We start from the raw sequence: 13,973 nt of genomic DNA on the forward strand, positions 1-13,973 counted from the left end.
TTTGCATTCCTCATCTTCCCGGCCATAGACGGCTTTGAACAAAAGATCGTTTTTTAAATTGAGTGCGATATGTAAGTCCCCCTTTCTGAATTGGTATATTTTTACTTTAACATAATTTCCATATTTTGTCAATTAATAAATGTAATATACTACCATTTTTGTCGCAAACAAAGCGCCGATATGTCCCTGCCTGTGACCAGGTCCTGGGGAATGAAGGTTTTATGGAAAAGGCTTTGGATGTAGCAACTGATATTTCCTGTATTATAAAAAGAAGCCTCTGCATTGACTTTTGCACACATATTCATTATAGTGTTAGCATAAATTTACTACAAACGAGTAAAGGAATAAAACACACATGACATTGGACAAACTTGAGCCTGGAAAAAAAGGCTATATCGTCTCTGTTGGAGGCGAAGGCGCGCTCAGAAGACGCCTGCTCGATCTGGGGCTTACCCCCAAAACGATCGTATTGGTACGAAAAGTCGCTCCGCTGGGCGATCCCATAGAAATATTTTTAAGAGGCTATGAATTGACTCTACGCAGGGAAGAAGCCGCACGGATCGAAGTGGCAGAGGTGCAATAATGACAATTGACATTGCACTCATCGGAAACCCCGGCTGCGGGCTGACCACCCTTTTCAACCAAATGACCGGCGGCGCAGTTCACGCAGGTCATTTTTCCACGCCGGAGAACAAAACCAAAGAAGGTCCCGTTAAGGGCCACAAAGATGTAAACCTGATTGAGCTTCCGGGTACCTATTCCCTTTCCGCATATTCCATCGATGATGTAGCAACCAGAGAAATTTTGCTTCAGGGAAAGCCGGATGTAATCGTCAACGTAATCGACGCAGCCAGCTTTGAGCGCAGCCTCTACCTGACCCTCCAGCTGATGGAGCTGGAGCTGCCTATGGTACTGGCTCTCAATATGATGGATGAAATGGAAAATAACAAAATTGATATCGACTTGCAAAGACTTTCACAGCAGTTGACCATTCCGGTCATTCCCATCTCTGCCATCCGTAACCGGGGCACCCACGACCTGATTCATTACGCCCTGGAAGCTGCCAAAGAGCATCATGTGCCGCAAAAGATCGACTTTTGCTCCGGGCACGTTCATACCGCGATTCACACCGTCAGCCATTTGATTGCAGCGGATGCGGAAAAAGCTCAGCTCCCTTTAAGGTTTTGCTGCACCAAGATCGTCGAGGGCGATGCTCCCACGCTGAAAGCACTCCAGCTGGGAGATCCGGAGCTGGACATCATCGACCACCTCATTGAAGATATGCAGAATCATCTGGGCACAGATCGGGAAGCGGCAATGGCCGATATGCGCTACGCATTTATCGAAAAGCTGTGCCAAAAAGTACTGAGCCGGCCGGTGCAGAGCACGAAGGAGCATGCGCGATCCGTCCGCATGGACAGGGTTCTCACCCATCGGATTTTCGCCATCCCCATCTTTCTGTGCATCATGCTATTAGTCTTTTATTTTACATTCGGCTCCCTTGGAACCTGGCTCAGTGACTGGCTTTCGGCCGGGATCGATAAGTGCGTGGGCGTTATCAGCTATGGACTTTTGAGCGCCGGGGTCAATCCGGCGTTTCACTCCCTGGTGATCGATGGAATTTGCGCCGGGGTGGGCAGCGTCCTGTCCTTCCTGCCCATCATCGCTGTGCTGTTTTTCTTTCTGTCCATTCTGGAGGACAGCGGATACATGCCCCGGGTCGCCTTTGTAATGGACAAACTGCTGCGCAAGATGGGGCTGTCGGGACGCTCCATCGTGCCCATGCTCATCGGGTTCGGCTGTTCTGTACCGGCGATCATGGCTACCAGGTCTTTGCCCAGCAAGCGGGACCGCAGTCTGACCATGGCTTTGATCCCCTTCATGTCCTGCAGCGCAAAGCTGCCCATTTACGCCATGTTTACAGCCGCTTTCTTTACCGATCACAAAGCGCTGGTCATGATCGGCTTGTACGTGACAGGGATCATCGTCGCCATCGTCTGCGCTCTGTCTTTTAAAGGAACGATTTTTCAAGGCGATCCGGTACCGTTCGTGCTGGTGCTTCCGCCTTATCGGATTCCTGCCATGAAAAGCGTGGCCCTGCGCATGTGGGAAAATGTGAAAGGGTTTATCAAGAAAGCCTTTACCGTCATTTTTATCGCCACCATTGTAATCTGGTTTCTCCAAAGCTTTGACACCGGTTTTAACATGGTGGAAAGCAGCGACACCAGCATTCTGGCGGACATCGGCAAGGCGGCGGCTCCCATCTTCGCGCCGCTGGGTTTCGGCGACTGGCGCGCGGCCACGGCTTTGATTACCGGAATGTCTGCCAAGGAAGCGGTCGTCAGTACCCTGGCTGTTCTCACCGGGGCTTCGGAAGGGGCGAACCTCACAGCCATGCTGACGCAGGTATTTACGCCCTTATCCGCCTTCGCCTTTTTGGTTTTCTGCCTGCTGTACATGCCCTGCGTTGCGACTCTGGCAACCATCCGCAGAGAAATGGGCGGCTGGCGCTATGCGATTGGCGTCGTTTGTTTCCAGTGCGCTGTGGCCTGGATTGTGTCCTTCATAATCTTTCGCGTGGGAGGTTTGTTCCTATGAAATTTTACATTGTAGATGCTTTTACCGAGGAGCTGTTCGGCGGCAATCCGGCCGGCGTGGTCATTCTGGAGGAAGGCTGTGAATTCCCCAGCGATTCGATTATGCAAAAAACAGCGGCAGAGCTGCGTTATTCGGAAACGGCTTTCATTAAGCCGCTGGTCCCGGACCAGTTTCAGCTCCGTTACTTCACTCCTGTCGCAGAGGTGGAATTGTGCGGTCATGCTACCATCGCTTCTTTTGCTGCGCTGGCAGATGCCGGGCTGACCGGATTCAATGCGCAGATTTGCACGGCCAGAACTTTGGCCGGCGACTTGCGGATCAAGCTTGATCAAGGGCTGGTCATGATGGAAATGGGTGCGCCCCAATGCCTGGGAAAGATACAAGCGCCTGGGGAGCTGGAGGAACTTTACTCAACGATGGGGCTTACCTGGCCTGTACAGGTCGCTTCGCTGGAAAGCATTGATGCAGTCCTGCTGCCACAAATCATCTCCACTGGGCTTCCCGATATTATACTGCCGGTAAAGGATCGCAGCACTCTGAACGGCATGCAGCCGAATTTCCCGGCTCTGATCAAGCTGTCGCAAAAGTATCAGGTCACGGGTGTTCACGCTTTTGCTTTGGACGGATGCAGCTCCGAAGTTACTGCTCATTGCAGAAATTTTGCGCCGCTTTTCGGCATTGATGAAGAAGCTGCAACCGGTACTGCAAGCGGTGCTCTGACCCATTATCTGTACACTCACCAACTGATCACGAGAGGCCAGAGCTGCACCTTTATTCAGGGTGAAGCCATAAAGCGACCTTCCAAGATTCGGGCTTGTGTCGATCCGCAGGACGACCGCCTGATCCGAGTCGGCGGCCGCGCAAAGATTCTTGCGCAAGGGATGATTCATCTTTAGATGTTAGTGTGCTTGCCCGGGGAGTTGAAGCCGAATTGCTTCCAACTCCCCGGAAATTTTTTATAAAAACTTTTCTTTTTTACGCAAAGTTGTGGACTTGCCGGGCCTGTGATGGAGAAAAAGCCCATCTGGCTGTTAAAAGCCCATTGTAAGCGGCCGCATCCCTTGAAAACTGCGTAAATTCCCCGTTATTTTGTTCTTTTTTCGCAACCCGCCCCATTCCCGCGTTTCTGCTTCTTCCCAACGAAAGCAAACAACTCTCCTCTGTTGAGCGAACAGTTCACTTCCCCATCCCGCAGCCAGTCGGCTGCCTCCCAGCTTACCGATCCTCTGCCGGCGGCCAATCCCGCCAATCGTCGCCGAGGCCTCCTTCTGGGCCTTCATTGCGATGTTTTTTAATCGTCAGAAACGAAAAAAAGTTCCATCAGCGATAATTTCACCTTGGTTTTATGCGGATTGGCGGCGAAAAAGGCTCTAAATTACCCCCAAACAGCACCAGAAAAGCACGATCACGATAATCAACCCTGTTTTGCATCTCCCCGCCAATTCCGCGCCAGTCAAGCCAACTCGCGGCGCCGCCCATTTGACCCCACAGCTCGACAAATCCCCCCAAATTTTGTATACAGTATCTTCTTTTATTGACAGAAACGTATCAAATATGATAAAATTTCTTAATGTCAATACATTTTATGCATATTTTAGACGAGAGACAAAATGAAATATGCGCACTCACCTCGGTTTTATGTTTTATTTATGCTTTATTTATGTTGAAAGGAGTACTTTATCATGACCACAAATTGCGCCGGCTGTGCCGAAGCAAAAGAAAAGGCTGCTGAGCTCAAAAAGATCATTGCCAAGTACAAGGACACCCGCGGGGCGCTGATCCCTGTTCTTCACGAGGCTCAGGAAGTTTACGGCTACCTGCCTCTGGAGGTGCAGAGAGAAATTTCGCTGGGACTTGACATACCTCTGGCAGAGGTCTACGGAGTCGTCAGCTTTTACACCCAGTTTTCCATCAATCCCAAAGGAAAATACAGGATCAACGTTTGCATGGGCACAGCTTGCTATGTAAAAGGAGCCAATGAAATTCTGGACAAATTCAAAACAAGGCTTTCCATAGACGTCGGAGACTGTACCGACGATCAGAAGTTTTCTCTGGATGCATGCCGCTGCATCGGTGCATGCGGTCTGGCACCCGTTGTCACAATCAACGATGAAGTCTACGGCAAACTCACGGCCGACGATGTAGACGATATTCTTGACAAATACGAAGATAAATAACGGATTGCAAAAGGAGAAACGATCATGATTAGAAACATTGAAGAACTGAATGCTTTGAAAGACCGTGCCCTGGGCCAGCTCACTGTACGCCTGGACCGCACGGAAAACCCGTCTCCTGAAGGCGGAAAAATACATATTCTGGTCTGCGGCGTTGCCGGATGCGCATCTTCCGGTTCTCTTAAGGTAGCCGCGGCCATCGAAGATGAGATCAAAAAAAATAATCTGGGCGCTGACGTAAAGGTCATCAAGACCGGCTGCTTCGGTCTCTGCGCCGAAGGTCCAATTATGATGATCTGCCCGGAGCACGTCATGTACACAAAAGTTACACCGGAAGATGTATCGGAAATCTTCGAAAGCCACATTAAAGGCGGCAAAATTGTAGCCAGACTGCTGGCCGGCGAAAAGGAATACGAAGAGATCGAAGACCGTCTTCCACAGATTCCCTTCTTTGCCATGCAGAAGCGTATCGCACTCAATAATTGCGGAATCATCGACCCGGAAAAAATTGAAGAATACATCGCCCTGGACGGCTATCAAGCCCTTGCCAAGGTGTTAAACGAATATGAGCCGGACGAGGTTATCGACGAAATCAAAAAGTCCGGTCTGCGGGGCCGGGGCGGCGGCGGTTTTCCCACGGGACGCAAATGGGAATCCTCCGCAGTCGTTCATGACCATGAAAAATATGTCATCTGCAACGCTGATGAAGGTGATCCCGGCGCATTTATGGACCGTTCCATCCTGGAAGGTGATCCCCACTCTGTCATCGAAGCCATGATTATCAACGGCTATGCGGTGGGCGCTCACCAGGGCTACATCTACGTCCGCGCCGAATATCCAGTTGCCGTAAAACGCTTGGGCGTTGCCATCAAGCAGGCGGAAGAATATGGATTTTTAGGCAACAACATCCTGGGAAAAGGATTTAACTTTAATCTAGAAGTCCGGCTGGGTGCCGGCGCATTCGTATGCGGCGAAGGAAGCGCGCTCATGACCTCCATCGAGGGCAAGCGCGGCGAGCCTCGTCCAAAACCGCCCAGATCAGCAGAAAAGGGCTTGTGGAAAAAGCCAACCGTTCTCAATAACGTGGAAACGTATGCCAATATCCCCCAGATCATCCGCAAAGGCGCGGACTGGTTTACCGGTATCGGAACGGAAAAATCCAAAGGCACCAAGGTCTTTGCCCTCGGCGGCAAAATCAATAATATTGGTCTGGTCGAAGTTCCCATGGGAACCACACTTCGTCAGATCGTTTACGATATCGGCGGCGGGATTCCCGACGGCGGTACCTTCAAAGCCGCACAGACAGGCGGGCCTTCCGGCGGCTGTCTGCCGGCAGAGCACTTGGATGTTCCCATCGATTACGATTCCCTCACCAAGCTGGGATCGATGATGGGATCCGGCGGTTTGATCGTCATGGACGAACACACCTGCATGGTAGACCTGGCCAGGTTCTTCCTCGACTTTACGGTGGATGAATCCTGCGGCAAATGTCCGCCATGCCGGATCGGAACAAAACGTATGCACGAGATTCTTGTGCGTATCACGGAAGGAAAAGGGACCCTGGAAGATCTGGATAAGCTGGAGGTTCTGGCCAGAAACATTAAAGCATCCGCTCTGTGCGGACTGGGCCAGAGCGCTCCCAATCCAGTGCTTTCCACATTAAAATATTTCAGAGATGAATATGTGGCTCACGTTGTAGATAAGAAGTGTCCGGCCGGCGTCTGCGTATCCATGATCAAATACAAAATCGATACCGACGTATGTAAGCGCTGCGGCATCTGTAAGAAAGGATGCCCTGCCGAGTGTATTTCGGGGGACAAGAACACGCCGTTTGCTATTGATCAGGATAAATGCGTCAAGTGCGGTGTCTGTATGGAAAAATGCCCGTTCAAGGCAATACTTAAGAACGCGTAAAGGAGGAGCAAATGAACAAAGTTCATATTACAATAGACGGAATCCGGCTGTATGTGCCGGAGAACTATACGATCCTGCAGGCCGCAAAGGAAGTAAACATTACCATCCCTACCCTGTGCTTTCTGAAGGATATTAATGAAATCGGCTGCTGCCGCATGTGCGTTGTGGAAGTCAAAGGGTCCAAAGCCCTGCAGGCCGCCTGCGTGCACCCGGTCAGAGAAGGCATGGAAGTTTTTACCCATACGCCCAAGGTCATGGAAGCGAGAAAGGTCAACCTGGAGCTGATCCTTTCCAACCACGATGCCATGTGCCAGACCTGCACCAGAAGCTGGATGGACTGTGAACTGCAGACCCTGGCCAACAAACTTTCGGTGGAAAACGTCCGCTTTGAGGGCGACCGCAAGCGTCTGCCTCTGGACATCGGTGTTTCCATCGTCCGCGACCCTAATAAATGTATCCTCTGCAGAAGATGCATCGGTGCCTGCAAGAATATCCAGACCGTAGGCGTAATCGACACCATGAACCGCGGTTTTGATACGGTAATCGGTTCGCCTTTCGGCATGAAACTGGAAGATACGCCATGCACCAACTGCGGCCAGTGCATCAACGTCTGCCCGGTGGCCGCCCTCCACGAAAAGGGAGATACGGACCGGGTATGGGAAGCGCTCAACGATCCCAAGAAACACGTTGTTGTGCAGACAGCACCCGCCGTTCGGGTTGCTCTGGGCGAAGAGTTCAACATGAACATTGGCGAGTCGGTCACCGGAAAAATGGTCACTGCTCTGCGCATGCTGGGCTTTGATAAAGTCTTTGATACTGATACGGCTGCCGATCTGACCATCATGGAGGAAGGGGCCGAACTGATCGACCGCATCCGCGGAGGCGGCAAGCTGCCGCTGATCACCTCCTGCTCGCCGGGCTGGATTAAGTTCTGCGAACACAACTTCCCGGATATGCTGGGCAATGTGTCCAGCTGCAAATCGCCTCATCAAATGTTCGGGGCGGTTCTCAAAAGTTATTACGCAGAAAAAGAAGGCATTAACCCGGATGACATTTTCGTTGTTTCCGTTATGCCCTGCACAGCGAAAAAGTTCGAAGCTGCCAGACCGGAAATGCAGGTTGACGGACGCGCGGATGTCGATGTGGTGCTGACCACCAGGGAGCTGGGCAAAATGATTTACGACGTAGGTATCGACTTCCCGGATCTGGGAGACAGCGACTTTGACAATCCGTTTGGAGAAGCCACCGGAGCCGGCGTTATCTTCGGAACCACCGGCGGCGTTATGGAAGCTGCCCTGAGAACAGTTTCCGATCTGCTCACAGGAACTTCTGCCGACAACATTGAGTACGAAGAAGTCCGCGGTCTGGAAGGCATCAAGATTGCCAAGGTTCAGATCGCTGATCTGGAAGTCCGTGCTGCTGTGGCCCACGGTCTGGGCAATGCCAGAAAACTGATGGAAGCCATCCGCAGCGGAGAAACCTTCCATTTTATCGAAATCATGGCTTGTCCCGGCGGCTGCATCAACGGCGGCGGCCAGCCTCTGCAGCTGTCGGATGTGCGCAACTGGGTGGACATTAAGGCGGAACGTGCAAAATCCTTGTACCAGGAGGACCGCAAGATGTTTATCCGTAAATCCCACAACAACCCGGCTGTCAAAAAACTATATAAGGAATACCTGGGCATGGCTGGCGGAAAGCAATCCCACAGACTGCTCCACACTCACTACACCCCGAGAAAGAATTACGAGGACTAAGCCAATTCGCCTCGCAAATCATACAATATGGCGCCTCTGGCGCAACCCTTCAAGAGACCGGATTGTATCCGGTCTCTTTTCCTGTTTGATTCTGGCCGGAGCAGCGGGGCCCCGGAGGTCGATGCCCGGAAAACTTGTTTAAAATTTTTTATTTTTTACGCGAAGTTATGGGCTCGCTGGACCTGGTTTCAGCAAAAATCAGAGATTCCCGCTTCAAGTCGAATCCCAGACGGCTCAATCGTTGAAAACCGCGTAAATTTTAGATTTATTTTTCAGTTTTTACCCAAAGAGCCCCATTTCCTCAAAACTGGCAGCGGCCATCCAGACATTAGCGGAGCACCGATCAGGCGCCGCGCAGGCGAAAATCCGCCTCAGTTGAGCGAACCCTTCGCTTTTCCAGGCAGCTTCCTCCCATCAGGCTCCAGCCTGCCCGCCTTCCCTGGGTTTCCCCTCAAAAAAAAACATTGTTAACAAATCAGAAAAGTCCCCATCCCCGCTCCCCCTTTCACGCCCCTGCCCAAACCCAATTTCGCAAACTAGTTATTTTTTATCCTATGGAATTAGTTACAAGCGTTGATTTTTGACAACTCTAATGTACAATCTTGCTGTTTTTAATTTCGTACAACGATTAGCATTGACTTGCCGCCGAATGGCATGTTATGGTTTTAACGGGAAGTTATAAATATATTCAGAATATATTTATTAATTTACGCAACACTCACCTGTTTTATTGATGAATGAAAGGAGTTTCCGATGACTGACAAATGCACAGGATGTGCTGAATCACAGGAAAAGGCAAAAGAGCTTCAAAAGATCATTGCCAAGTACAAGGACACGCGGGGCGCGCTGATCCCAGTACTGCACGAAGCTCAGGAAATTTACGGGTATCTTCCTTTGGAAGTGCAGCGTGAAATCGCAAACCAGCTGGACATCCCTCTGGCTGAAGTGTATGGGGTTGTAAGCTTTTACACACAGTTCTCGATTAATCCGAAAGGAAAATATCGGATCAACGTATGCATGGGTACAGCCTGCTACGTTAAGGGAGCAAATGAGATTTTAGATAAGTTCAGGACCAGATTGTCCATCGATGTGGGCGAATGCACAGATGACCAGAAATTTTCTCTGGACGCCTGCAGATGTATTGGTGCCTGCGGTCTTGCCCCAGTAGTTACGATCAATGATGAAGTTTACGGCAAACTGGTGCCAGACGATGTAGACGACATTCTTGATAAGTATGAAGATCTGTAAGGGGGGCGCCGAAATGATAAAAAGTATAGCTGATATTGATAAAATAAGAAAAGCCAAGCGCGCGGACATGATGATCCGTGTAGACAAAGACGCCGAGCCGACCAAAGCAGGCGGCCGGATGCATATCATGGTCTGCGGAGGTACGGGATGCACGTCTTCCAGCTCCATGAAAATTATCGAAAACTTTGAAGAGCTGATTCGCATCAACAAGATGCAGGATGACGTGAAAGTCGTAAAGACCGGCTGCTTCGGCCTCTGCGCCGAGGGCCCGATTGTAATGATCTATCCAGATCATATTATGTACACCACCGTTCAGCCGGACGATGTGTCCGAGCTCTTTGAATCTCACGTGCAAAAGGGCGAAGTTGTTAAACGGCTTTTGGCCGGTGACAAGACTGCTGAAGAGATTACCAATGCTTTGGACAACGTGGACTTTTTCTCGCGGCAGATGCGTGTAGCGCTGAGAAACTGCGGCGCCATTAATCCCGAAGAAATCGACGAATACATAGCAAGAGACGGTTACCTGGCTCTAGAAAAAGTAATTACGGAAATGGAGCCGGAGGATGTCATCGATACCATCAAAGCTTCTCAGCTGAGAGGCCGGGGCGGCGCAGGATTCCCCACCGGGACCAAATGGAGCTTTGCTGCTGCTCAGCAGGTTGCGCAAAAATATGTATGCTGTAACGCGGACGAAGGCGACCCGGGCGCGTTCATGGACCGTTCGGTTCTGGAAGGCGACCCCCACTCCCTCATTGAGGCCATGGCCATTGCCGGCTATGCCATCGGAGCCAACCAGGGATTTGTCTATGTAAGAGCAGAATACCCGATCGCCGTTGAACGTCTTTCCATTGCCATCGAGCAGGCGAAAGCTTACGGACTCATCGGCAAAGACATCTTCGGAAAAGGATTTGACTTTGACCTGGAGATTCGTCTGGGAGCCGGCGCTTTTGTATGCGGTGAAGAAACTGCGCTTATGACCTCTGTCGAAGGAAAGCGGGGCGAACCGAGACCAAGACCGCCGTTCCCGGCTGTAAAGGGACTTTTCGGCCAGCCTACGATCCTGAACAATGTTGAAACTTATGCCAACGTTCCTGTCATCATCATGAAGGGCGCTGACTGGTTTGCTAATATCGGTACGGAAAAATCCAAAGGAACGAAAGTATTCGCCGTAGGCGGAAAAATCAATAATACAGGACTTGTGGAAATTCCCATGGGTACCACGCTGCGGGAAATCATCTATGATATCGGCGGCGGCATACCCAACGGAAAAACCTTTAAGGCCGCTCAGACAGGCGGACCATCGGGAGGCTGTATCCCGGCCAGCGAGCTGGATACGCCCATCGACTACGAATCCCTCATCGCACTGGGTTCCATGATGGGATCCGGCGGACTGATCGTCATGGACGAAGACACTTGCATGGTCGACCTGGCCAGATTCTTCCTGGAATTTACGGTGGATGAATCTTGCGGAAAATGCCCTCCATGCCGGATCGGAACCAAGCGGATGCTGGAAATCGTAACAAGAATCACAGAAGGTAAAGGGACTATGGAAGATCTGGATAAGCTGGAAGTTCTGGCAAAGAACATTAAGGCTTCCGCCCTCTGCGGGCTGGGGCAGACAGCTCCAAACCCGGTGCTATCCACTATGAAATATTTCCGTGACGAATACATCGCCCACGTTGTCGACAAGAAATGTCCGGCCGGCGTATGTAAATCCATGGTTAAATACATCATCGATACCGATACCTGCAAACGCTGCAGCATTTGTAAGAAGGGCTGCCCGACTCAGTGTATCTCCGGTGATAAGAATACGCCGTTCTCGATTGATCAGGATAAATGCGTTAAGTGCGGACTTTGTATGGAAAAATGTCCGTTCAAGGCCATCCTCAAGAATGCGTAAGAAGGGAGCGTAAAACGATATGAATAAAGTACATATAACCATTGACGGTATTAAGCTTTACGTGCCTGAGAATTATACCATTCTCGAGGCAGCGAAAGAAGTAAACATCACCATTCCCACCCTGTGTTTTCTGAAAGATGTAAATGAAGTGGGCTGCTGCCGTATGTGCGTCGTGGAGGTCAAGGGGGCGAGAGCTCTGCAGGCCGCCTGCGTCCACCCGGTCAGCGAAGGAATGGAAGTATTCACCCATACTCCGAAGGTCATGGAGGCAAGAAAGGTCAATCTGGAATTGATCCTTTCCAACCACAACTCCATGTGCCAGACCTGTACCAGAAGCTGGATGGACTGCGAACTTCAGTCCCTGGCTAACAAGCTGTCGGTGGATAACGTTCGTTTTGAAGGCGAGCAGAAAAAGCAGCCTCTGGACATCGGCGTTTCCATCGTCCGCGACCCCAACAAATGTATTCTCTGCAGAAGATGCGTCAGCGCCTGCAAGAACATTCAGACAGTAGGCGTTATCGACTGTGTCAACAGAGGATTTGAGACCAAGATTGCAGCACCGTTCAACCTGTCTCTTGCCGATACGCCATGCGTAAACTGCGGACAATGCATCAACTACTGCCCGGTCGGCGCGCTTCACGAAAAGAGCGATATCGATCAGGTTTGGGAAGCGATTTACGATCCGGATACCCATGTTGTGGTTCAGACCGCTCCGGCTGTCAGAGTTGCGCTGGGCGAGGATTTTGAAATGCCGATCGGCACTCCAGTAACCGGCAAAATGGTTACTGCTCTCAGAATGTTAGGCTTTGACAAGGTATTCGATACGGATACCGGCGCTGACCTGACGATTATGGAGGAAGGCGCGGAGCTGATCGACCGCATCCGCGGCGGCGGAACTCTGCCGCTGATCACATCCTGTTCACCGGGCTGGATCAAGTTCTGCGAACATAATTTCCCGGATATGCTGGATCACTTGTCCAGCTGCAAGTCGCCTCATCAGATGTTCGGCGCTGTGCTCAAGACTTATTACGCACAGAAGGAAGGCATTGATCCGGATAAAATCTTTGTTGTATCCGTTATGCCATGTACTGCGAAGAAATTTGAGGCTTCCAGGCCTGAGATGAATGTGGACGGCCGTCCTGACGTGGATGTGGTTCTGACCACCAGAGAACTGGGCAAGATGATCTACGACGTTGGTATCGACTTCCCGGATCTGGGCGACAGCGACTTTGACGATCCATTCGGCAACGCGTCCGGCGCAGGTGTTATCTTTGGTACCACCGGCGGTGTTATGGAAGCGGCTCTGCGTACGGTTGCAGATATCTTGAACGATTCCTCCGCCGACAACTTTGAGTATGAAGAAGTCCGCGGTCTGGAAGGCATCAAGATCGCCACGGTGGAAATCGCTGACCTGAAGGTCCGCGCTGCCGTAGCTCACGGCCTTGGAAATGCCAGAAAACTGATGGAAGCCATCCGTGCCGGCGAAGAATTCCACTTTGTGGAGATCATGGCCTGCCCCGGCGGCTGCATCAATGGAGGCGGCCAGCCGCTGCAGCTTTCCGACGTGCGCAACTGGATCGATGTTCGTGAAGAAAGAGCGAAAGGTTTGTACAAAGAGGATCGCGCGACTTACATCCGCAAATCCCACAACAATCCGGCTGTTAAAAAGCTTTACAAAGAGTTCCTGGGCATGGCCGGCGGCAAGAAATCCCACGACCTGCTTCACACTCACTACCACGAAAGATCAAATTACGACGAATAGATCACTCCTTTCCCCCAGAGCAGCTGCTCTGGGGGATTTTTTTATGAAGCAGATCAGAACCAGTGAGACTGTTTACACTAATTTTGAAAAGTTGGCCGAAATTAGTGTAAAATTTCAACGGTTTCGGCATGTCAATTTAGCCAAAACCGCTCATAGTTCTGATTTTTCCCAATCTCACCCTCTGCAGCCCACAATTTTTGCACTAATTTACACAAAAATACGGCGTTTTCATTATGGTAAACCAATCTGCCCTGTTCTGGCCCAATCGGCCCGCACTCGCCAGCCCCAAAGAATCCATCATTTTTTCGACTGGCTCTTGAGAAAAGAAAAAATTAGTGATATCCTAATGGCTATGGAGGAAATACATATGGAAACTAGAACAGCATTGGTTGGAATTGTTGTGGAAAACCCCGACTCTGTAAACAAGCTCAATTCCATTCTACATGATTACAAGCAGTTTATTATCGGTCGCATGGGTGTACCGCATCCGACAAAAGAAATTTCGATTATTAGTATTGCCATGGAGGCGCCGGCCGACACAATCAGTGCTCTGTCAGGCAAACTGGGAGCACTGCCGGGAATTAGCACCAAGACGATTTATGCCAAAGCATAAAAAACAGACC

Annotated in this window: 10 protein-coding genes; all 10 read left to right on the plus strand. The window is 50.7% G+C overall.

All coding sequences use genetic code 11. The features are described from left to right. Positions 1-355 precede the first annotated feature (355 nt). The 10 genes from LG211_RS18225 to LG211_RS20255 all read left to right on the plus strand — a co-directional run bounded on the left by LG211_RS18225 (position 356) and on the right by LG211_RS20255 (position 13,963). Positions 356-583, plus strand: a complete 228-nt coding sequence (locus tag LG211_RS18225) for a FeoA family protein (protein ID WP_148396923.1) — start codon at positions 356-358, stop codon at positions 581-583. Next, on the plus strand, positions 583-2,598 hold the full coding sequence (gene feoB, locus LG211_RS18230; RefSeq protein ID WP_269478159.1) for a ferrous iron transport protein B: 2,016 nt from the start codon (positions 583-585) through the stop codon (positions 2,596-2,598). Before LG211_RS18225 ends, feoB begins: the two co-directional genes overlap by 1 nt. Continuing rightward, the gene (locus LG211_RS18235) at positions 2,595-3,494 is read left to right on the plus strand and encodes a PhzF family phenazine biosynthesis protein (RefSeq protein WP_269478160.1); all 900 of its coding nucleotides are present in this window, start codon (positions 2,595-2,597) and stop codon (positions 3,492-3,494) included. The genes feoB and LG211_RS18235 overlap by 4 nt, the downstream gene beginning before the upstream one ends. A gap of 786 nt (positions 3,495-4,280) precedes the next feature. Then, positions 4,281-4,775, plus strand: a complete 495-nt coding sequence (locus LG211_RS18240) for an NADH-quinone oxidoreductase subunit NuoE family protein (RefSeq protein WP_148396927.1) — start codon at positions 4,281-4,283, stop codon at positions 4,773-4,775. A gap of 24 nt (positions 4,776-4,799) precedes the next feature. Further along, positions 4,800-6,686: an NADH-quinone oxidoreductase subunit NuoF gene (locus LG211_RS18245; protein WP_148396928.1), complete on the plus strand. Its 1,887-nt coding sequence runs from the start codon at positions 4,800-4,802 to the stop codon at positions 6,684-6,686. Positions 6,687-6,697: 11 nt separating this feature from the next. Beyond that, on the plus strand, positions 6,698-8,440 hold the full coding sequence (locus LG211_RS18250) for an NADH-dependent [FeFe] hydrogenase, group A6 (protein ID WP_148396929.1): 1,743 nt from the start codon (positions 6,698-6,700) through the stop codon (positions 8,438-8,440). A 753-nt stretch (positions 8,441-9,193) separates the two neighbouring features. After that, positions 9,194-9,688, plus strand: a complete 495-nt coding sequence (nuoE, locus tag LG211_RS18255; protein WP_148396930.1) for an NADH-quinone oxidoreductase subunit NuoE — start codon at positions 9,194-9,196, stop codon at positions 9,686-9,688. Positions 9,689-9,755: 67 nt separating this feature from the next. After that, positions 9,756-11,588, plus strand: a complete 1,833-nt coding sequence (gene nuoF / locus LG211_RS18260) for an NADH-quinone oxidoreductase subunit NuoF (RefSeq protein ID WP_465250815.1) — start codon at positions 9,756-9,758, stop codon at positions 11,586-11,588. A 19-nt stretch (positions 11,589-11,607) separates the two neighbouring features. Beyond that, complete coding sequence (locus LG211_RS18265) at positions 11,608-13,350, plus strand: NADH-dependent [FeFe] hydrogenase, group A6 (protein WP_148396931.1); 1,743 nt, start codon at positions 11,608-11,610, stop codon at positions 13,348-13,350. 43 nt (positions 13,351-13,393) lie between these two features. Next, positions 13,394-13,963, plus strand: a complete 570-nt coding sequence (locus LG211_RS20255; RefSeq protein ID WP_465250814.1) for a TM1266 family iron-only hydrogenase system putative regulator — start codon at positions 13,394-13,396, stop codon at positions 13,961-13,963. Positions 13,964-13,973: the final 10 nt, after the last annotated feature.

The sequence above is a fragment of the Hominibacterium faecale genome (genome assembly GCF_020734085.1).
GTDB classification, from domain to species: Bacteria; Bacillota; Clostridia; order Peptostreptococcales; family Anaerovoracaceae; genus Hominibacterium; species Hominibacterium faecale.

Coding starts and splice junctions, on each gene's coding strand:
- LG211_RS18225 (WP_148396923.1), top strand. CDS start 356: ATGACATTGGACAAACTTGAGCCTGGAAAAAAAGGCTATATCGTCTCT.
- feoB (WP_269478159.1), top strand. CDS start 583: ATGACAATTGACATTGCACTCATCGGAAACCCCGGCTGCGGGCTGACC.
- LG211_RS18235 (WP_269478160.1), top strand. CDS start 2,595: ATGAAATTTTACATTGTAGATGCTTTTACCGAGGAGCTGTTCGGCGGC.
- LG211_RS18240 (WP_148396927.1), top strand. CDS start 4,281: ATGACCACAAATTGCGCCGGCTGTGCCGAAGCAAAAGAAAAGGCTGCT.
- LG211_RS18245 (WP_148396928.1), top strand. CDS start 4,800: ATGATTAGAAACATTGAAGAACTGAATGCTTTGAAAGACCGTGCCCTG.
- LG211_RS18250 (WP_148396929.1), top strand. CDS start 6,698: ATGAACAAAGTTCATATTACAATAGACGGAATCCGGCTGTATGTGCCG.
- nuoE (WP_148396930.1), top strand. CDS start 9,194: ATGACTGACAAATGCACAGGATGTGCTGAATCACAGGAAAAGGCAAAA.
- nuoF (WP_465250815.1), top strand. CDS start 9,756: ATGATGATCCGTGTAGACAAAGACGCCGAGCCGACCAAAGCAGGCGGC.
- LG211_RS18265 (WP_148396931.1), top strand. CDS start 11,608: ATGAATAAAGTACATATAACCATTGACGGTATTAAGCTTTACGTGCCT.
- LG211_RS20255 (WP_465250814.1), top strand. CDS start 13,394: ATGAAGCAGATCAGAACCAGTGAGACTGTTTACACTAATTTTGAAAAG.